The 22463-nt window shown below is 75.2% G+C and carries 2 protein-coding genes; both read left to right on the top strand.

Features of this window, described 5'->3' with window-relative positions:
- Positions 1–112 precede the first annotated feature (112 nt).
- Positions 113–7873, top strand: coding sequence for an amino acid adenylation domain-containing protein (locus ACF1AG_RS33690; protein WP_391810959.1), 7761 nt, complete (start codon positions 113–115; stop codon positions 7871–7873).
- Complete coding sequence (locus ACF1AG_RS33685; RefSeq protein ID WP_391810958.1) at positions 7870–22461, top strand: amino acid adenylation domain-containing protein; 14592 nt, start codon at positions 7870–7872, stop codon at positions 22459–22461. Before ACF1AG_RS33690 ends, ACF1AG_RS33685 begins: the two co-directional genes overlap by 4 nt.
- The last annotated feature ends 2 nt before the right edge of the window (positions 22462–22463 follow it).

Genomic DNA, 22463 nt, shown 5'->3' with positions numbered 1-22463 from the left:
GTCGGTCAGCGGGCTGTCAACCGCGGCGGAGAGGCTGGCCCGGTATCGCGCCGCCTGTGTCGCGGATGGCCCGGACCTTGGGGGAAGTGTGCCCGTTCCCGTTCCCGACGACATGCGTCTGCCGCTGACAGCGGCACAGCTCGGCATCTGGTTCGCACAGGCGAGGGACCCGCTGAGCCCCGTGTTCAACACCGGCGAGTACGTGGAACTCGCCGGCGACCTCGACCGGGACCGCTTCGAGGAGGCCCTGCGGAGCGTCGTCGAGGCGACCGACGCCCTGCGTCTTCGCTTCGGCACGGACCCCGACGGCACGGTCCACCAGTACGTGGGCCCGGCGGGCGGGTTCGTCCTGCACCACGTGGACGTCAGCGCCGCCGAGGATCCCGGCGCGGCGGCCGACGCCTGGGCGGACGGCGTTCTCGCCACCCCGCTCGACGTCACCTCCGGCAGGCCCCTGTACACCCAGGCCCTGATCACCCTCGCCCCGGACCGCCACCGCTGGTTCCAGCACGCCCACCACCTGCTGCTGGACGGCTACGCCTTCCGCCTCGTGGCCGGGCAGGTCGCCCGCGCCTACCGGGGAGAACCCCTCGAGGACCTCCCCGGCATCCGCGCGCTGACCGACGCCGAACGCGTCTGGCGCGCGTCCGAGGCCCACGCGGCCGACCGCGCCCACTGGCTGGCCGCTCCGCCCCCCGCCCCGGTCGCCCTCGCCGGCCGCAGCGCCCCGGCGGGGCCGGCCCCCGTACGCCGTACCGTCCTGCTGCCCGCCGCCGTGCGCGAAGGACTCACCCGGCTGGCCGCCACCGCGGACACCGGCTGGCAGGCCGCCTTCCCCGCCGCCGTCGCGGCGTACGCGCAGTGGCTGACCGGACAGCCGGAGGTCACGCTGCGGCTCCCGGTGACGGCCCGCCGCACCGCCGTCGCCCGCCGCGCCGTCGGATGCGTCGCCGGCGTCCTGCCGCTGCACCTCGCACCGCGCCCCGCCGACACGCTCACCGGCCTGGTGACCGCCGGACGCGACGCGCTGACACCCCTGCTCCGCCACCAGCGCTTCCCCTACGAGGAGGTCCGCCGCGCACTCGGGCGCGTCGGGGAGGACGCCTCCGGCCCCGTGGTGAACGTGGCGGGCCACGACCACACCGCCGACTTCGGCCCGCTGCACGCCACCGTGCACCCGGTGTCCACCGGCCCCGTCGACGACCTGAAGTTCTCGGTGTACGAGGAGGGGACCGGGCTGCGCCTGCGCCTCGAGGCCAACCGGGCCCTCTACGACGAGGCGGACACCGAGGGCCACCTGCGCCGCTTCACCCGCTTCCTGGACCGCCTCGCCGCCGCCGGCCCCGCCGCCCCGCTGGCCCGGGTGCACGCCGCCGACGAACCGCCGGCCGCCCGTCCGGCCGACGCCGGCGCCCCGGCCGGAACCCTGCACGGCCTGATCGCCCGGCGGGCCGCCGCCACCCCCGACGCCGTGGCCGTCACCTACGGCGCCCAGCGGCTCACGTACGCCGGACTCGAGACCCGCGCCAACCGTCTGGCGCACCGGCTCCTCGCCCTCGGCGCCGGGCCCGAACAGATCGTCGCCCTTGCCCTGCCGCGCTCCGCCGACCTGGTCGTGGCCCTCCTCGCGGTGCTGAAGACCGGCGCCGCCTACCTGCCGCTCGACCCCGACTACCCCGAGGACCGCCTCGCCTGGATGATCGAGGACGCCCGGCCGGTGGCCGTCGTCGACGAGGACGCGATGCGCGCGGCCGACGACGGCGGCGGCCCGGCCACCGACCCGGGCGTGGCCGTGGACCCGGCGAGCCCGGCCTACGTCATCTACACGTCCGGCTCCACCGGCCGTCCCAAGGGCGTGGTCGTCCCGCACGCCAACGTGGTGCGGCTGTTCACGGCCACCCGGCCCCTGTTCGGCTTCGGCCCCGACGACGTGTGGACCCTGTTCCACAGCTACGCCTTCGACTTCTCCGTCTGGGAGATCTTCGGCGCGCTCCTGCACGGCGGCCGGCTCGTCGTCGTGCCCTACACCGTCAGCCGCTCGCCCGCCGACCTCCTGGCCCTGCTCGCCCGCGAACAGGTGACCGTGCTCAGCCAGACACCGAGCGCGTTCTTCCAGCTGGACGCCGCGGACCGGGACGCCGACACCCCCGCGCTCGCGCTCGGACACGTGGTGTTCGGCGGTGAGGCGCTGGACCCCTCCCGGCTCGCCGACTGGTACGCGCGGCGCGGCGAGAGCGTCTCGCTGGTGAACATGTACGGCATCACCGAGACCACGGTGCACGTCACGCATGCCGCTCTCGGCCCCGGCGACACCGCCTCGGACACGCGCTCCCCGGTCGGAGGCCCCCTGCCGCACCTCGCCGCCCGCGTCCTGGACCCCGCGCTGCGCCCGGTGCCGCCCGGCTTCACCGGCGAGCTGTACGTCGCCGGCGACGGCCTCGCCCGCGGCTACCTCGGCCGCCCCGACCTGACGGCCGACCGGTTCGTCGCCGACCCCTACGGCCCGCCGGGCTCCCGTATGTACCGCACCGGCGACCTGGTGCGGCTGCTCGACGACGGCTCCTTCGCCTACCTCGGGCGCGGCGACCACCAGGTGAAGATCCGGGGTTTCCGCATCGAACTCGGCGAGATCGAGAGCGTGCTGGCCTCCCACCCGGATGTCGCCCAGGCCGCCGTCACCGTCCGGGAGGACCGGCCGGGCGACCGGCGGCTCGCCGCGTACGCCGTGCCCGCGGCCGGCGCCGCACCCGACCCGGCCGACTGGCGCGCGCTGCTCGCCCGCACCCTGCCCGCCCACTGCGTGCCCGCGTCGGTCACCGTGCTCGACGTGCTGCCGCTGACCGCCAACGGAAAGCTCGACCGCGCCGCGCTGCCCGCCCCGGACGCCCCCGGCGCCTCCGCCGCGGACCGCACCCCGCCCGCCGGCCCGGCCGAGGCGGCCGTGCGCGACGCCTTCGCCTCCGTGCTCGGCGTCGACGAGGTCGGCGGCGACGCCGACTTCTTCGCCCTCGGCGGGCACTCCCTGCTCGCCGGACGGCTCATCGCCGCCGTCCGCGACGCGCTGGGCGCCGAGATCACCGTCCAGGACCTGTTCGAGGCGCCCACCCCGGCCGGCCTGGCCGCCAAGGTCCGCGCCGCCGGCCCGCCCGGCAGGCCTCCGCTCGTGGCCCGCTCCGACGACGACCCCGCCCCCATGTCGTACGCCCAGCACCGCATGTGGGTGCTGCGCGAGGTGGAGGACGCCGCGCCCACCTACAACATGCCGCTCGCGTTGCGTCTGTCCGGCCCGGTGAACCGCATGGCGCTGCGCGACGCCCTGTACGACGTCGTGGTCCGGCACGACAGCCTGCGCACGGTGTACCCGCGCGGCGAGCACGGCGTCTCCCCCCGGGTGATGCCGCCCGAGCAGGCCCGGCCCTGGCTGGTGGAGGCCCGCGTCCGGCCCGGCGACCTGCCCGCCGCACTCACCCGGGCCGCCCGCACCCCGTTCGACCTCGACTGGCAACTGCCGGTCGTGGCACACCTCTTCACCCTGCCGGACGGGGACAACGTCCTGCTCCTGGTGCTGCACCACGTCGCCTGCGACGGCTGGTCGATGCGTCCGCTGCTCACGGACCTGTCCACCGCGTACGCCGCCCGGGTCACGGGCGAGGAGCCCAGCTTCCCGCCGCTGCCCGTCCGCTACACCGACTTCGCACGGTGGCAGCGTGACCTCCTCGGTGACGAGGACGACCCGGCGAGTCCGGCCGGACGCCAGCTCGCCCACTGGGAACGCGCCCTGGCGGGCCTTCCCGACCAGCTGGAGCTGCCCGCCGACCGGCCCCGGCCACCGGTCGCCGAACACCGCGGCGGATCCGTGCCGTTGCGTATCGGCCCCGAACTGCACGCCGCCGTGGACGCGTTCGCCCGGGAGAACGGCGCCACCTGCCACATGGTGCTGCAGGCCGCGCTGGCCGCCCTGCTCACCCGGCTCGGCGCGGGCGCCGACATCCCCATCGGCTGCCCCACCGCCTCCCGCCCCGACAGCGCCCTGGACGACGTCGTCGGCTTCTTCGTCAATCCGGTCGTGGTGCGTGCCGACACCTCCGGCGATCCCGCCTTCACCGATCTGCTCGCCCGGGTGCGGGCCGCCGCTCTGGAGGCGTACGCCCACCAGGACGTTCCCTTCGACCGGGTCGTCGAACGGCTCCAGCCGGAGCGGTCGGCCGCCCGCCACCCGCTGTTCCAGGTCGTGCTGTCCTACCAAAACTTCGAGGCCCGCCCCGTGCTCAAGGGCCTCGACGTGCGCCGGGAGCCCGTCGAACTCGGCGTGGCCAAGTTCGACCTGACGTTCAACCTGGTCGAGCACCGCGACGGCCGGGACGGACACGCCGGCATCGACGGCGACCTGGAGTACGACGTCGCGCTGTACGACCGGGCCACCGCCGAGTCCCTGGTGGGGCGCCTGCTGACCCTGCTCCGGGCGGCCGTCGCCGCCCCCGCCCTGCCGATCGGCGCCCACGACCTGCTGGACGACACCGAGCGCGCCCGGCTGGCCGCCTGGAACGACACCGCACGGCCGGTGCCCGGCAGCGGGCTCGCCGAGCAGTTCGCGGCCCAGGCCCGGCGCACCCCCGACGCGGTCGCCGTGACCGGCGCCGACGGCCCCGGACTCACCTACGCCGAACTCGACGCACGCTCCGGACGGCTCGCCCGCCGGCTCGCCGACGCCGGCGTCGGACCCGAGAGCGCCGTCGTCGTCCTCCAGGAACGCTCCACCGATCTGGTCGTCTCCCTGCTGGCGGTCCTGCGGTCCGGCGGCTACTACGTGCCGCTCAACACCCGCTACCCGGCCTCCCGGATGGCCCTGATCACCGAGGACGTCGGCGCCCGCGTCGTCCTCACCGACCGTGCCACCGACGCCGAGCACGCCTGCGCCTCCTGGGCGCCGGACGCCGAGGTCGTCGTCGTGGACGACGGCGAAGACGCGGAGTGCCGGCCGCTGCCCGCCGTGCCCGCCCACCACCACCAGCTGGCGTACGTGATGTACACCTCCGGCTCCACCGGCCGGCCCAAGGGCGTGGCCATCACCCACGGCGACGTCTCCGCGCTGGCCGCCGACCGGTGCTGGCGCACCGGCAACCAGGAACGCGTCCTGCTGCACTCCCCGTACTCCTTCGACACCTCCCAGTACGAGCTGTGGGTGCCGCTGGTGTCCGGCGGGGCCGTCGTCGTCGCCCCGCCCGGGGACCTCGACACCCAGGCCCTGGCCCGCGCGGTCGTCGACGGCAGGGTCACCGGCATGTGGCTCACCTCCGGCCTGTTCAACCTGCTCGCCGAGGAGTCCCCGGAGTGCTTCGCCGGCGTACGGGAGGTGTGGACGGGCGGCGACGTCGTCTCGCCCGCGGCGGTCGCCCGGGTCCTGGCCGCCTCGCCCGGCACCCTGGTCGTCGACGGCTACGGCCCGACCGAGACCACCACCTTCGCCACCCACCACTTCATGCGCGCGCCGTGGGAGCAGGAGACCACCGTCCCCATCGGCACCCCGCTGGACAACACCACCTGCCACGTGCTGGACGACCGGCTGCGGCCCGTCCCGCCCGGCGTGGCCGGCGAGCTGTACATCGGCGGCGCCGGGCTGGCCCGCGGCTACCTCAGGCGCCCCGACGCCACCGCCGAGCGGTTCGTCGCCGACCCCTTCGGCCCCCCCGGCGCCCGCATGTACCGCACCGGCGACCTGGTGCGCAGGCGCGGCGACGGCGTGCTGGAGTTCCTCGGCCGCGTCGACCACCAGGTCAAGGTCCGCGGCTTCCGCATCGAACTGGGCGAGATCGAGTCCGTCCTCGGCTCCCACCCGCAGGTCGCCCAGTGCACCGTCCTGGTCCGCGAGGACCGCCCCGGCGCCAAGAGGATCGTCGCCTACGTCGTCGCCGCGCCCGGCGCGGACCCCGGCCCCGCCGCGCTGCGCGCCCACGTCGCGGCCGCGCTGCCCGACTACATGGTGCCCGCGGCCGTCGTCGCGCTGCCCGCGCTGCCGCTCACCCCGAACGGCAAGCTCGACCGCCGGGCCCTGCCGGCGCCGGACTTCGGCGCCGGCACGGACGCGCACCGGGCTGCGCGCACCCCCCGCGAGGAGCTGCTCGCGGTGCTGTTCGCCGAGGTGCTCGGAGTGGACCGGGTGTCGGTCGACGACAGCTTCTTCGACCGGGGCGGCGACAGCATCATGGTCATCCAGCTGGTCGGCCGGGCCCGCCGGGCCGGACTGGTGCTGAACGCGGCACAGGTCTTCGAGCACAAGTCGGTCGCCGCGCTCGCCCAGGTCGCCGAGGGCGCCGCCGAGCAGGCGTCCGCCGCACCGGGCGGCCTGACCGCCGAGCCGGCCGGCCCGGTGCCGCTCACCCCCGTCATGCACTGGCTGCGCGAACGCGGCGGCCCGGTGGAGGCGTTCAGCCAGACCATGGCCGTGCCCGTCCCGCCCCGCCTCGGCGAGGACCGTCTCACGGCCGCCCTGCAGGCACTCGTCGATCGTCACGACGTGCTGCGGGCGGTCTTCGCCCGAGAGCCCCGGACGGCGGACGGCGACGCCACGCACGGCGGCGAGACGGACTGGACGATGCGCGTCGATCCGCCCGGCGCCGTCCGCGCGGCCGACTGGGTGCACCGGGTGGACGCCTCCGGGACGCATGCCACGGAGCTGCCCGCGCTGGCCGCCCGGGAGGCCGCCGCCGCCCGGGACCGGCTCGACCCGTTCACAGGCCGCACCGGCCAGGCCGTCTGGCTCGACGCCGGGGACAGCCGCCCCGGACTGCTGCTGCTCACCCTGCACCACCTCGTCGTGGACGGCGTCTCCTGGCGCATCCTGCTGCCGGACCTGAAGGCCGCCTGGGAGGACCCGCACGCGCCGTTGCCGCCGGTGGGCACCTCGTTCCGGGCCTGGGCGCTGCACCTGGCCGAGCAGGCGCGCACGGAACGGCGCAGCGGTGAACTCGCCCTGTGGACCCGGATGCTGGCCCACGGCGCCCCGCCGGTCACAGCGGAACGGCTCGACCCCGCACGCGACACCGCGGCCACCGCCCGCAGCGTCAGCCTGGACCTGGACCCCGGTACCAGCGCCGCCCTGCTCACCAGCGTGCCCGCCGCGTTCCACGGCCGGGTCGACGACGTCCTGCTGACCGCGTTCGCGCTCGCGGTCGCCGACTGGCGCAGGCGCCGCGGGCTGGGGGACGACGACGCCGTCCTGGTGGACGTCGAGGGCCACGGCCGTGAACCGGGCGACAGCCCCGCCGAGCTTTCCCGCACCGTCGGCTGGTTCACCTCCGTCCACCCCGTCCTGCTCCGGCCCGGCCCGCTCGACCGCCGGGACGCCCTGGCCGGCGGACCCGCCGCCGGTACAGCCGTCAAACGGGTCAAGGAACAGCTCAGGGAGATCCCCGACGGCGGCGTCGGCCACGGTGTGCTGCGGTACCTCGACGCCCGCGCCGCCCGCAGCCTGACCGCCCTCGCCCCGCACGGCACCCCCGACCTGGGCTTCAACTACCTGGGCCGGTTCCCCGCCCCCGACGGCGGCCTGTGGACCGCCGCCCCGGACGCGGACCTGATCGGGGACGGCTCGGGCGAGCGGCTGCCGCTCGCCCACGCCCTCGAACTCAACGCCCTCACCCGCGACGGGAACGACGGACCCCGGCTGACGGCCGTGTGGACCTGGGCGGGGCGGCTTGTGGACGAGGACGCCGTACGCGACCTCGCCGGCAGTTGGTTCCGGGCGCTCACCGCTCTGGCCGCCCACGCCGAACGACCCGAGGCGGGCGGGATCACCCCGTCCGACCTGTCCCTGGTCCAGCTCAGCCAGGACCAGATCGACCAGCTCGAAGCCGCCTGGAAGGTAGCCCGATGACGCAGTCCGGACTCGCCGACGTCCTGCCCCTCACCCCGCTCCAGGAAGGGCTGCTCTTCCAGGTCGCCTACGCGGCGCAGGCCGGCGGCCCGGACGTCTACACCGTCCAGATGGTCTTCGAACTGCGCGGCCCGCTGGACGAGGAGTCGCTGAAGTCGGCGGCCGGCGCCCTGCTGCGCCGCCACCCCAACCTGCGCGCCGGGTTCTGGCAGCAGAACGTGGACCGGCCCGTGCAGTTCGTCCCGCGTGACGTACCGCTGCCCTGGCGACGCCTCGACCTCACCGGGCTCGCCGACGACGAACAGCGGCAAAGGGCGGACGACTTCGTCGCCGCCGACCGCGCCGAGCGCTTCGACCCGGGCGCCCCGCCGCTGCTGCGCTGCGGTCTGCTCGCCCTCGGCCCGGACCACCACAAGCTGGTGCTGACCACCCACCACCTGCTCTTCGACGGCTGGTCCATGCCGCTGCTGGTGCGCGAGCTGTTCACCCTGTACGAGCACCACGGCGACGACTCGGCCCTGGCGCCCGTCACCCCCTACCGGGCCTATCTGGCCTGGCTCGCCGGGCAGGACACGGACGCGGCACGCACCGCCTGGCGCACCGCGCTGGCCGGACTGCAGGAGCCGAGCCTGGTCGCCGCCGGACGGGGCCGGGGCACCGACGGCGGAGCCGCGCTGCCCGGACAGATCTGGCACCAGATCGACGAAACCACCACCAGCAGGCTGACCGGCCTCGCCCGTTCCCTCGGCCTGACCCCCAACACCCTGGTGCAGGGCGTCTGGGCACTGCTGCTCGGCAGCGAACTGGGTCTCGACGACGTGGTGTTCGGCGCCACCGTCTCCCACCGCCCGCCCGAGATACCCGGCATCGAGACCACCATCGGCATGTTCGTCAACACCCTGCCGGTACGGGTCCGCATCCGCCCCTGGGAGACCCTCGGCGACCTGCTGGCCCGCGTGCAGCAGGAGCAGGCCGCGCTCATCGAGCACCGGCACCTGTCCCTGACCGAGATACAGGCGGCCGCCGGCGCCGGTGAACTCTTCGACACGGTCGTCGTGTTCGAGAACTACCCGCTGGACCCCGAGGTGCTCCGCGCCGAGGCCCGCGATGTGCGCCTGGCCTCCTTCGAGGTCGGCGACGCCACCCACTATCCGCTGAGCCTGCTCGCCATACCCGGCGAGCGGCTCCGCTTCCGCCTCGACCACCGCACCGACGTGCTGGACACCGCCGGCGCCGAACGGCTGCTGCGCCGCCTCGACGCCCTGCTCGCCCAGGTCGCCGAACACGGAGCCGGCCTGCCCGTCGGCCGCGCCGCGCTGCTGACGGCCGACGAACACGACCACGCCCTCAGCCTCTCCCGCGGACCCTCCTCCGCCGCCCCCGCCGGTTCGACCCTCCCCGCGCTGTTCGAGGCGCAGGTGGCGCGGACGCCGGATGCGGTGGCGCTGGTGGTGGGGGGTGAGTCGTTGACGTACGCGGAGCTGAATGCGCGTGCGAACCGGTTGGCGCGGTGGCTGGTGGAGCGGGGTGCGGGTCCTGAGCGGGTCGTGGCGTTGCGGCTGCCGCGGTGTGCGGGGCTGTACGTGGCGGTGCTGGCGGTGCTGAAGGCGGGTGCGGCGTATCTGCCGGTGGATGTGTCGTATCCGGTGGAGCGGATCGCGTTGATGCTCGAGGACGCGTCGCCTGTCGTGGTGCTGACGCCGGAGGAGTTGGAGGGGGATCTGTCAGGGTTCGCGGCAAGCGATCTGACGGACGGTGAGCGGCTTTCGCCGTTGCTGCCCGGGCATCCGGCGTACGTGATCCACACCTCGGGTTCCACCGGCCGGCCCAAGGCCGTGACCATGCCGGGATCCGCCCTGGTCAACCTCCTCACCTGGCATCAGGGGGAGATACCCGGCGGCACCGGCACGGTGGTCGCCCAGTTCACCACCATCGGCTTCGACGTCGCGAGCCAGGAGATCCTCTCCGCGCTGCTGCACGGCAAGACCCTCGCCGTGCCCGCCGAGGACGTGCGTCGCAGCGCCGAACTGCTGACCGCCTGGCTCGACGAACAGGGCGTCACCGAGCTCTACGCGCCGAACCTCGTCGTGGAGGCCGTCGCCGAGGCCGCCGCCGAGCAGGGCCGCACCCTGCCCGCGCTGCGGCACGTCGTGCAGGCGGGCGAGGCTCTCGGACTCGGCGCCGCCGTACGCACCTTCACCGCCGCCGTCCCCGGCCGGCGGCTGCACAACCACTACGGTCCCGCCGAGACCCATGTGACGACCGGCACCGCCCTGCCCGCCGACCCCGCCGGCTGGAGCGACCCGGCACCGGTCGGCCGTCCCGTCGCCGGCACCCGCGTCCATGTGCTGGACGGTGCGCTGCGTCCGGTGCCGCCGGGTGTGACGGGTGAGCTGTATCTGGCGGGCGCGGGGGTGGCGCGCGGGTATCTGAACCGTCCGGAGCTGACGGCGGAGCGGTTCGTGGCGGATCCCTACGGTCCGCCGGGGTCCCGTATGTACCGCACGGGTGACCTGGGCAGGTGGCGGGCGGACGGCGAGCTGGAGTTCGCCGGGCGTGCGGACCATCAGGTGAAGATCCGCGGCTTCCGTGTCGAGCCGGGGGAGGTGGAGGCCGCGCTCGCCGCCCTGCCCGGCGTCGCCCACGCCGCCGTCCTCGCCCGCGAGGACCGCCCCGGCGACAAGCGGCTCGTGGGCTACGTCGTCCCGTCCCACCACGCGCCGGACCCCGCCGCGCTGCGCACCGCGCTGGCCCGGACCCTGCCCGACCACATGGTGCCCGCCGCGATCGTCGTCCTCGACGCGCTGCCGCTCACCCCCAACGGCAAGCTGGACCGGGCCGCGCTGCCCGCGCCCCGGACCACCGCGGCCGCCCGCCGATTCCCGCGCTCCCCGCGGGAGGAGATCCTGTGCGGCCTGTTCGCCGAGGTGCTCGGACTCACCGGCCCCGTCCACATCGACGACGACTTCTTCGCACTGGGCGGGCACTCACTGCTCGCCACCCGGCTCATCAGCCGGATCCGCAGCGTCCTCGGCGCCGAACTGCCCCTGCGCGAACTGTTCGACGCGCCCACGGCCGCCCGGCTCGCCGAACGCCTCGACGGCGCCGCGGGCGCCCGTCCCGCGCTGCAGCCCGTCGCCCCGGAGCGGCGCCCGTCCCGGCTGCCGCTGTCCCACGCCCAACGCCGGCTGTGGTTCCTCGGCCGTCTCGACGGCCCCAACAACACCTACAACATCCCGCTCGCCCTCCGGCTGCGCGGTGACGTCGACCGCGCAGCACTGCGCGCCGCCCTCGCCGACCTGACCGCCCGGCACGAGACACTGCGCACCGTCTACCCCGCCGACGCCGGCGAGCCGTACCAGGAGATCCTGCCGCCCGGCGAGGCGGTACCCGGCCTCGAGACCGCCGTCACCGACGAGGAGCACCTCGCCGACCGGCTGGCCGAGGCCGCCGGGCGGCCCTACGACCTCACCCGTGATCTGCCGTTGCGGGCCGTGCTGTTCGAGCTGGGCGAGCGTGAGCACGTGCTGTTGCTGCTGCTGCACCACATCGCGGGTGACGGCTGGTCCCTGGCCCCGCTGACGAGGGACCTGGCGACCGCGTACGCCGCCCGCCGCGAGGGCCGCGCCCCCGCCTTCACGCCGCTGCCCGTCAGCTATGCCGACTACACGCTGTGGCAGCGCGACCTGCTCGGCGACACCGACGACCCGGCGAGCCCGCACGGCGCCCAGCTCGCCCATTGGCGCGAGGCCCTGTCCGGGGCCCCCGCCCAGCTCGACCTGCCCACCGACCACGCCCGGCCGGCCGTCGCCACGCACCGTGGCGCCACGGTGCCGTTCCGGCTCGACGCCGACCTGCACGACCGGCTCGCCGCGCTCGCCACCGCCTGCGACAGCAGCCTGTTCATGGTGCTCCAGGCGGCCTTCGCCGCCGTGCTCACCCGGCACGGGGCGGGCACCGACATCCCCGTCGGCAGCCCCGTCGCCGGCCGCACCGACGACGCGCTCGACCAACTGGTCGGGTTCTTCGTCAACACGCTGGTGCTGCGCACCGACACCTCCGGCGATCCCGCCTTCCGCGACCTCGTGCGCCGGGTGCGCGAGTTCGACCTGGCCGCCTACACCCACCAGGACCTGCCGTTCGAAAAGCTCGTCGAGGAGCTCAACCCCGAGCGCACGCTCGCCCGCAACCCGCTCTTCCAGGTGGTCCTCGCCCTCCAGTCGATGCCCGCCGCCGACACGGCCCTGCCCGGTCTGGACGTCGCAGTGGAGCCGGTGCGGGTGGGCTTCGCCAAGTTCGACCTCGGTCTCGCCGTCGTCGAGGAGCACACCCCCGACGGCGAGCGGGCCGGGATCCGCGGCGACTGGGAGTACAGCACCGAGCTGTTCGAGCGCGGCACCGTGGAAGCCCTGGGCGAACGCCTGGAACGCTTCCTGCGCGCCGTCACCGAGGACCCCGGGCGGACCATCGGATCGGTCGACCTGCTCGGCCCGGCCGAACGCCACCGGCTGCTGGTCGACGTCAACGCCCCCGCGGCGGGGCCGGTCCGCCCGGCCACGCTGCCCGCCCTGTTCGAGGAGCAGGCCGCGCGCACCCCCGACGCCGTCGCGGTGGTCATGGGCGCGCAGTCGCTGACGTACGCGGAACTGAACGGGCGGGCCAACCGGCTGGCGCGCCGGCTGGCCGAGCGGGGTGCGGGCCCCGAGCACGTCGTGGCGCTCCAGCTGCCGCGCACCGCGGACCTCGTCACGGCCGTGCTCGCGGTCTGGAAGGCCGGCGCCGCCTACCTGCCCGTCGACCCCGGTTACCCGGACGAGCGGATCGCGTTCATGCGGGCCGACGCCCGGCCGTCCCTGGTCCTCACCCCCGACGGTCTCGCCGCCGACCTCGAGGCCGCGGCCGGGTACTCCGCCGCCGACCTCGGCGACGCCGACCGGGCCGCCCCGCTGCTGCCGGAGCACCCCGCCTACGTCATCTACACCTCCGGCTCCACCGGCACCCCCAAGGGAGTCGTGGTCGCGCACGCCTCCGTCACCACCACGGTTGCACCGCAGGCCGCACGGTTCGGCCTCGGCCCGCACAGCAGGGTGCTCCAGTTCGCCTCGATCAGCTTCGACGCCGCCCTGTGGGAGCTGACGGCCGCCCTGCTCACCGGCGCCGCACTGGTCCTCGCCACCGCCGACGAGCTTCTGCCCGGCCCCGGCCTGGCCGACCTGGTCCGCAGGCAGGGCGTCACGCTGCTCGCGCTGCCGCCCGGCGCCCTCCCCGCCCTGCCCGACGGCGCCCTGCCGCCCGGCACCGACCTCATCGTCGCCGGTGACGCGACCGCACCCGACCAGGCCGCCCGGTTCGGCCCCGGCCGGCGCCTGGTGAACGCCTACGGTCTGACCGAGAGCACCGTGTGCGCCACCATGAGCGCCCCCGTCACCGGCGCGGTTTCCCCGCCCATCGGCCGCCCGGTCGGCGCGGCCCGCGTCTACGTCCTCGACGAGCGGCTGCGGCCCGTGCCGCCCGGCGTCACCGGTGAGATCCACATCGCCGGGCCCGGCGTGGCCCGCGGCTACCTCGGCCGTCCCGGGCTGACCGCCGAACGGTTCGTCGCCGACCCCTTCGCGCCGCTGTTCGGCGAGCGCGGCGCCCGGATGTACCGCACCGGTGACCTGGGCCGGTGGCGGGCAGACGGAGAGCTCGAGTTCGCGGGCCGCGCGGACCAGCAGGTCAAGATCCGCGGCTTCCGGATCGAGCCCGGCGAGATCGAGACCGTGCTCGCCGGCCACCCGGACGTCGCGGCCGGCGCCGTCGTCGCCCGTGAGGCCGGGCCCGGTGACAAGCACCTCGTCGCCTACGTGGTCCGCCAGAGCGCCACCGGCGGTCCGACGGCCTCGGACGGGGCCCGCGGCGACGGGCAGGTCGAGCGATGGCGCGAGACCTACGACTCCCTGTACGACGCCGAGCCCGGGCACGCCTTCGGCGCCGACTTCTCCGGCTGGAACAGCAGCTACACCGCCGAGGCGATCCCCCTCGAGGAGATGACCGAGTGGCGGGCCGCGTCCGTGGAACGGATCCTCGCCCTCCGCCCGCGACGGGTTCTGGAGATCGGCTGCGGTACCGGCCTGATCCTCTCCCAGGTCGCCCCGCACGTCACCGAGTACTGGGGGACCGACCTGTCAGCGCCGGTTGTCGACCAGCTCCGCCGGCATCTCGACGCCCGCCCCGAACTGGCCGACAGGTGCACCCTGCTCACCCGTCCCGCGCACGACACCGACGGCCTGCCCGCCGGACACTTCGACACCGTCGTGCTGAACTCCGTCGTCCAGTACTTCCCCGACGCCGGCTACCTGGCCGCGGTGGTGCGCCGCGCGGCCGCGCTCCTCGCCCCGGGCGGCACGATCTTCCTGGGCGACATCCGCAACCTGCGCACCCTGCGCGCCTTCCGCACCGCCGTCGAGCTGCGCCGCGCCGGCGCCTACGCGGACCCCGCCGCGATACGCCGCTGCGTCGACCAGTCGATCGCCACCGAGAAGGAACTGCTGCTCGACCCCGACTACTTCACCGCCCTCGTCGCCGACGACCCGCACCTGGCCGTCGCCGACGTCACCCTGCGCGGGGGAGCCCACCACAACGAGATGAGCCGGCACCGCTACGACGTGCTGCTGCGCCGGGGCGCGGACGGCCCGGCACCGGCCGAGAAGCGGCTGCGCTGGGGCGCCGACGTCCGCACCACCGACGAACTGCGCCACGCCCTGGGCGGGGACGGCGCCGTCCGGGTCACCGGCATACCCAACGCCCGGCTGGTCCGCGAGCACCGCGCGCTCGCCGCGCTCGGACGCGGCGACGCCGCCGGGGCCGCCGCCCTCCTCGACGCGCCCGCCCCCGACGACGCCGTCGACCCGCACGACGTGCACCGGTGGGGCGCCCGCTGTGCCTGGGGCGCACCGGACGACACCTTCGAGGCGTACGCCGGTCCCGGCGCCGCCCACCGGCCGCGCCCCTCCGCCGCCCGCGCCCTGGCCAACGACCCCTCACGCGCCGAGCGCGACGCGCAGGTCGTCGACGAGCTGCGCGCACTGGTGGCCGAGCGGCTGCCCGCCCACATGGCGCCCGCCGCGTACGTCGTCCTGGACGCCCTGCCGCTGACCGCCAACGGCAAGCTCGACCGTGACGCGCTGCCCGCGCCCGACCTGGGGTCCGCCGCGGCCGGCCAGGCACCGCGCACCCGGCGGGAGGAGATCCTCGCCGCCCTGTTCGCGGAGGTTCTCGGACTTCCCGGGGTCGGCGTCGACCGCAGCTTCTTCGACCTGGGCGGACACTCGCTGCTCGCCACCCGGCTGCTGAGCCGCATCCGCACGGTCCTGGGCGCGGAACTCGCCGTACGCGACCTGTTCCAGGCGCCCACCGTCGCCGAGCTCGCCGAACGCGTCGACGGCGCGGACGAGGCCCGGCCCGCGCTCACCGCACGACCGCGCCCCGCGGAGGTGCCGCTGTCGTTCGCCCAGTACCGGCTGTGGTTCCTGCACCGGATGGAAGGCCCCGGCGCCACCTACAACATCCCGATGAGCCTGCGGCTGACCGGCAGCCTCGACACCGCCGCACTGCGGGCCGCGCTCGCCGACGTCGTCGCGCGTCACGAGGCACTGCGCACCGTCTACCCGGAGCGCGGCGGCGTCCCGCGCCAGCAGGTCCTGGACCCCGTGGCGCCCGCCTTCGAGACCGTGCGCACCACGCCCGGACGGCTCGGGGAGGACCTGACCCGGGCCGCCCGCCGCGGCTTCGACCTGGCAGGCGAACTCCCCCTGCGCGCGGTGCTGTTCGAGCTGGGCGAGCAGGAGCACGTGCTGCTGCTGCTCATGCACCACATCGCCGGCGACGGATGGTCCTGGCCGCCGCTCGCCCGCGATCTCGGCGACGCCTACGCCGCCCGCCGCGAAGGCCGGGCCCCCGACTTCGCGCCGCTGCCGGTCCAGTACGCCGACTACACGCTGTGGCAGCGCGAGCTGCTCGGCGACGAGCAGGACCCCGACAGCCGCGTCGCGCGCCAGATCGAGCACTGGACCAGGACGCTGGACGGCATTCCAGAGGAACTCACCCTGCCCACCGACCACCCCCGTCCCGCCGTCGCCTCGCACCGGGGCGACACAGTGCCCTTCACCGTCGACGCGGATCTGCACCGCCGGCTGAACGCCCTGGCCGGCAGCGCGCGGGCCAGCCTTTTCATGGTCGTCCAGGCGGCCTTCGCCGCGCTGCTGACCCGGCACGGGGCCGGCACCGACATCCCCGTCGGCAGTCCCGTCGCCGGCCGCACCGACGAGGCGCTGGACGACCTGGTCGGGTTCTTCGTCAACACGCTGGTGCTGCGCACCGACACCTCCGGCGACCCCACCTTCCGCGACCTGCTGGACCGGGTCCGGGAGGCGGACCTGGCCGCCTACGCCCACCAGGACGTGCCCTTCGAGAAGCTCGTCGAACGGCTGCGCCCGGAGCGCTCGCTGTCCCGCCACCCGCTGTTCCAGGTGATGCTGGCGTTCCAGAACAGCGGCGAGGCCCGCCTCGACCTGCCCGGCCTGACCGCCCAGGCACTCCCGGTGGGCGTCGGCATCGCCAAGTTCGACCTGCACCTGAGCATGGTCGAGCTGCGCTCCGGCGACGGCGGACCCGGCGGTATCCGCGCCGCACTCGAGTTCAGCACCGACCTGTTCGAGCGGAGCACCGCGCAGGCGCTCGCCGAACGGCTGCTGCGCCTGCTGCGGGCCGTCGCCGGTGACCCCGACACCTCGATCGGCCGTCTGGAACTCCTCGGCCCCGACGAGCGCCGCCGTGTCCTCACCGACTGGAACACCACCGACGCGCCGGGTCCCGCGCCCGGCACCCGGGTCCCCGCGCTGTTCGAGGCGCAGGTGGCGCGGACGCCGGATGCGGTGGCGCTGGTGGTGGGGGGTGAGTCGTTGACGTACGCGGAGCTGAATGCGCGTGCGAACCGGTTGGCGCGGTGGCTGGTGGAGCGGGGTGCGGGTCCTGAGCGGGTCGTGGCGTTGCGGCTGCCGCGGTGTGCGGGGCTGTACGTGGCGGTGCTGGCGGTGCTGAAGGCGGGTGCGGCGTATCTGCCGGTGGATGTGTCGTATCCGGTGGAGCGGATCGCGTTGATGCTCGAGGACGCGTCGCCTGTCGTGGTGCTGACGCCGGAGGAGCTGGAGGGGGATCTGTCAGGGTTCGCGGCAAGCGATCTGACGGACGGTGAGCGGCTTTCGCCGTTGCTGCCCGGGCATCCGGCGTACGTGATCCACACCTCGGGTTCCACCGGCCGGCCCAAGGCCGTGACCATGCCCGGCGCCGGACTGGTCAACCTCCTCACCTGGCACGCCCGCCGCTTCCCCGGCGGCCCGGGGGTGCGCACCGCGCAGTTCACGGCGATCGGCTTCGACTTCTCCGTGCAGGAGATCCTCTCCCCGCTCGTCATGGGCAAGACCCTCGTGGCGCCCGACGAGCCGACCCGGCACAGCGCCGAACTGCTGGCCGCCTGGCTGGACGAGCAGCGCGTGAACGAGCTGTTCGCGCCGAACCTCGTCGTCGAGGCGCTCGCCGAGGCCGCCGCCGAGCAGGGCCGCACCCTGCCCCACCTGACCGACGTCCTCCAGGGCGGCGAGGCCCTCGTACCCGGCCCCCGGGTGCGCGACTTCGCATACGCCGTCCCCGGCCGGCGGCTGCACAACGTCTACGGCCCCGCCGAGACCCACGCCGTCACCACCCACACCCTGCCCGCCGACCCGGCCGAGTGGCCCGCCGCCGCCCCCATCGGGCGGCCCGTGGACCACGACCGTGTCTACGTGCTGGACGGTGCGCTGCGTCCGGTGCCGCCGGGTGTGACGGGTGAGCTGTATCTGGCGGGCGCGGGGGTGGCGCGCGGGTATCTGAACCGTCCGGAGCTGACGGCGGAGCGGTTCGTGGCGGATCCCTACGGTCCGCCGGGGTCCCGTATGTACCGCACGGGTGACCTGGGCAGGTGGCGGGCGGACGGCGAGCTGGAGTTCGCCGGGCGTGCGGACCATCAGGTGAAGATCCGCGGCTTCCGTGTCGAGCCGGGGGAGGTGGAGGCCGCGCTCGCCGCCCTGCCCGGCGTCGCCCACGCCGCCGTCCTCGCCCGAGAGGACCGGCTGGTCGCCTACCTCGTCGGCGGCGACGGCCTGGACACGGAGGCCGTACGCGCCGCCCTGGGCCGGGTCCTGCCGGACTTCATGGTGCCGTCCGCGTACGTGGTGCTCGACGCGCTGCCGCTCACCCCCAACGGCAAGCTGGACCGGGCCGCGCTGCCCGACCCCGCCCCCTCGGCCGGCGCCGGCCGAGGCCCGCGCACTCCCGGCGAGGAGATCCTGTGCGGGCTGTTCGCGGAGATCCTCGCGGTGGACGGTCCGGTCCACGCCGACGACGACTTCTTCGCACTGGGCGGGCACTCACTGCTCGCCACCCGGCTGATCAGCCGCGTCCGCAACGTCCTCGGCGCGGAGATCTCACTGCGTGACCTGTTCGAACGCCCCACCCCCGCCGGCCTGGCGTCCCTCGCCGCCGCGGCCGACGGCGGACGCCGTCCCGCCCTGGCGCCCGCCGCCGAACAGCCCGCCCCGCTCCCGCTGTCGTACGCCCAGCGCCGGCTGTGGTTCCTCGGCCGCCTCACCGGCGGCGACCCCGGCTACAACATGCCGGTGGGACTGCGCCTGACCGGCCACCTGGACGCCGAGGCGCTCGCCGCCGCACTGGCCGACCTGACGGAGCGGCACGAGACGCTGCGCACCGTCTTCCCCGAGGGGGAGGACGGCAGTCCCCACCAGCTGGTGCTCGGGCCCGAGGCGGCGCGGCCCACGCTCGAGGTCTGCCGCACCACCGAGGACGAGCTTGCGGACGCCCTGGCCCGGGCGGCCCGGCACCGGTTCGACCTCACCCGTGATCTGCCGTTGCGGGCCGTGCTGTTCGAGCTGGGCGAGCGTGAGCACGTGCTGTTGCTGCTGCTGCACCACATCGCGGGTGACGGCTGGTCCCTGGCCCCGCTGACGAGGGACCTGGCGACCGCGTACGCCGCCCGCCGCGAGGGCCGCGCCCCCGCCTTCACGCCGCTGCCCGTCAGCTATGCCGACTACACGCTGTGGCAGCGCGACCTGCTCGGCGACACCGACGACCCGTCCGGCGCCTCCGCCCGGCAGTTCGCGTACTGGCGCGAGGCGCTGGCGCAGCTCCCCGAGGAGATCCAGCTGCCCGCCGACCGGCCACGTCCGGCCACGCCCGGTCACCGCGGCGAGGCGGTGTTCCGCACCCTCGACGCCGGTCTGCACAAGGCCCTGCTCGACCTCGCCCGCTCCGGCGGCGCAAGCCTGTTCATGGTGCTGCACGCCGCCCTCGCCGCGCTGCTGACCCGGCACGGGGCCGGCACGGACATCCCCGTCGGCAGTCCCGTCGCCGGCCGCACCGACGAGGCGCTGGACGACCTGGTCGGGTTCTTCGTCAACACGCTGGTGCTGCGCACCGACACCTCCGGCGACCCCACCTTCCGCGACCTGCTGGACCGGGTCCGGGAGGCGGACCTGGCCGCCTACGCCCACCAGGACGTGCCCTTCGACAGACTGGTGGAAGAGCTCGGACCCGGCCGGTCCCTGTCCCGGCACCCGCTGTTCCAGGTGCTGCTCGCCCTGCAGAACACACCCGAGGCCGACCTCGCCCTGCCCGGCCTCACCGTCCGGCCCGAGGTCGTCGCGCTCGGAGCCGCGAAGTTCGACCTCACCTTCAACCTGGCCGAGCGGTACGGCCCCGACGGCGCGGCCGGAGGAATCGACGCCGTCCTCGAGTACGACACCGGCCTGTTCGAGCGCACCACCGCCGAGGCGCTCACCGACCGCCTCGTCGCCTTCCTGCGGGCGGTCGCCGCGGACCCCGACCTGCCGGTCGCCGATGTGCCGATCCTCGCGAGCGGCGAACGCCACCTCGTCCTGACCGGGTGGAACGACACCTCCTGGGCGCCCGGACGCACGGCCGCCGACGCGTCGCTGCCGCAGCGCTTCGCCGAGCAGACCGCCCGCACCCCCGACGCCGTCGCCGTCACCGAACCCGACGGCGTCACCTGGACCTACGCCGAACTGGACGCCCGCGCCAACCGGCTCGCCCGCCGGCTCGCCGCCCGGGGCGTCACCCCCGAGACCCCCGTCGCCGTGCTCCAGGAACGCTCCGCGCACCTGGTGGCCGCCACCCTCGCGATCCTCAAGGCGGGCGGCGTCTACGTACCGCTGCACACGGGCTATCCCGAGGAGCGGATGCGGCACGTCCTCGCCGACACCGGATCGCAACTGCTGCTCACCGACGCCCGGCACGCCGCCACCGCGTCCCGGCTGGGCGTGGCGGCCCTCGCCGCCGACGAGGACATCGTCACGGGCGACGCCACCGCCCCGGAGGTCACCGTCGCGCCGGACGCGCTCGCCTACATCATGTACACCTCCGGATCCACGGGTGTCCCCAAGGGCATAGGCGTCACCCACCGCGACGCCGTCGCGCTGGCCGTCGACCGCTGCTGGGAGACCGGCGCAGCCTCCCGGGTGCTGATGCACTCGCCGTACGCCTTCGACATCTCCACCTACGAGCTGTGGAGCCCGTTGCTGGCCGGCGGCCGCATCGTCGTCGCCCCGCCCGGCGAACTGGACGCCGCCGTGCTGCGCCGCGTCCTCGCCGAGCAGGGCGTCACCTCCCTGCTGCTGACTGCGGGTCTGTTCGGCGTCGTCGCGGACGAGGACCCCGGTGTCTTCGCGGGCGTGCGCGACGTGTGGACGGGCGGCGACGTCGTCCCGCCCACCGCCGTGCGCCGCGTCCTCGCCGCCTGCCCGGGCACCGTCGTCAAGGTGCTGTACGGACCCACCGAGATCACCCTCGGCTGCACCTGGCACCGGTTCACCGACCCGGACCGGGTCCCGGCGTCCGTGCCCATAGGACGCCCGCTGGACGAGACCCGCGCCTACGTCCTCGACGACCGGCTGCGGCCCGTCCCGCCCGGCGTGCCGGGCGAGCTGTACATCGCGGGCGCAGGCCTGGCCCGCGGCTACTGGGCCCAGCCCGCGCGCACCGCCGAACGGTTCACCGCCGACCCGTTCGCCGGGCTCTTCGGCGACACCGGCGGCCGCATGTACCGCACCGGCGACATCGCGCGCCGCACCGCGGGCGGCGTCCTGGAATTCCTCGGCCGCGCCGACCAGCAGGTCAAGATCCGCGGCTTCCGCGTCGAACCCGGCGAGATCGAGACAGCGCTCGCCGCCCATCCCGACGTCACCCGGGCCGTCGTCACCGCCCGCCCCGGACGGGCCGGCGACACGGTCCTCGTCGCCCACCTGGTGCCCGCGCCCGACGCCGGGCCCGGCGCCCTGGAACCGGCGCGGCTCCGCGCCGAACTGGAGCGTTCGCTGCCCGACTACATGGTGCCCGCCGCGTTCGTCACGCTGGACTCCCTGCCGGTCACCCCCAACGGCAAGCTCGACCGGGACGCCCTGCCCGAGCCGGAGTGGGGCGCCGGCGGCGGGCGGCTGCCCCGCAACCCGCGCGAGGAACTGCTGTGCGACCTGTTCGCCGAGGTGCTCGGCGCCGACCGCGTCGGCATCGACGACAACTTCTTCGAACTCGGCGGGCACTCCATGCTCGCCACCCGCCTCGCCGGCCGGATCAAGACGGTCCTGGGGGCCGACGTCGGCGTCCGCACCCTCTTCGAGGCGCCCACCGTCGCCGCGCTCCTCGCCCGCGTCGACGGAACCGCGGGCGACGACGGCCCCGACCCCTTCGGCGTGGTGCTGCCGCTGCGCACCGGGGGCGGGCGGCGGCCCCCGCTGTTCTGCGTCCACCCGGCCGGCGGTTTCGGCTGGATCTACTCGGCGCTGCTCAGACACACCGACCGCGACCAGCCGCTGTACGCTCTGCAGGCCCGCGGCCTCAGCCACGACGAACCGCTGCCCGCCGACATCCACGCCATGGCCCGCGACTACGCCGAACAGATCCGCAAGACCGCGCCCCGGGGCCCCTACCAGCTGCTCGGCTGGTCCTTCGGCGGACTCGTCGCACACGCCGTGGCCACCCGGCTGCAGGCCGAGGGAGCCGAGGTGAGCCTGCTCACCGTGCTCGACGGCTACCCCGACGCCTACGACGGCACCCGGCACGAGGTCGGCGAGGAACAGGTCCTCGCCATCCTCCTCAACGCGGCCGGCGCCGACCGCGCCGCCCTCGGCGACGGACCGTTGGAGCGCACCGCCGTCCTCGGCGCCCTGCGCGCGAGCGGCAGCGCGCTCGCCCACCTCGACGACGCCGCGATCGGCCGGATGACGCGGGTCTTCCTCAACAACACCCGGCTCATCGAGGACTTCACCCCGCACCGCTTCGACGGAGACCTGGTGTTCTTCGCCGCCGTCCGCGACCGCACCCACCCGGACCTCACCCCCGCCTCGTGGAGCCCCCACGTCACGGGCCGCATCGAGGAGCACCCCCTGGACACCGACCACGCCGGCCTGGCCCGGCCGGACGTCCTCGGCGTCATCGCCCGCACCCTCGCGGACCGCGACGCGCGCAGCACCCGTACCTGACC

The organism is Streptomyces sp. NPDC014764, from assembly GCF_043082785.1.
Classification (GTDB): domain Bacteria; phylum Actinomycetota; class Actinomycetes; order Streptomycetales; family Streptomycetaceae; genus Streptomyces; species Streptomyces althioticus.
Note: the sequence above shows the minus strand (reverse complement) of the source record. Positions and strands in the feature narration are given on the sequence as shown.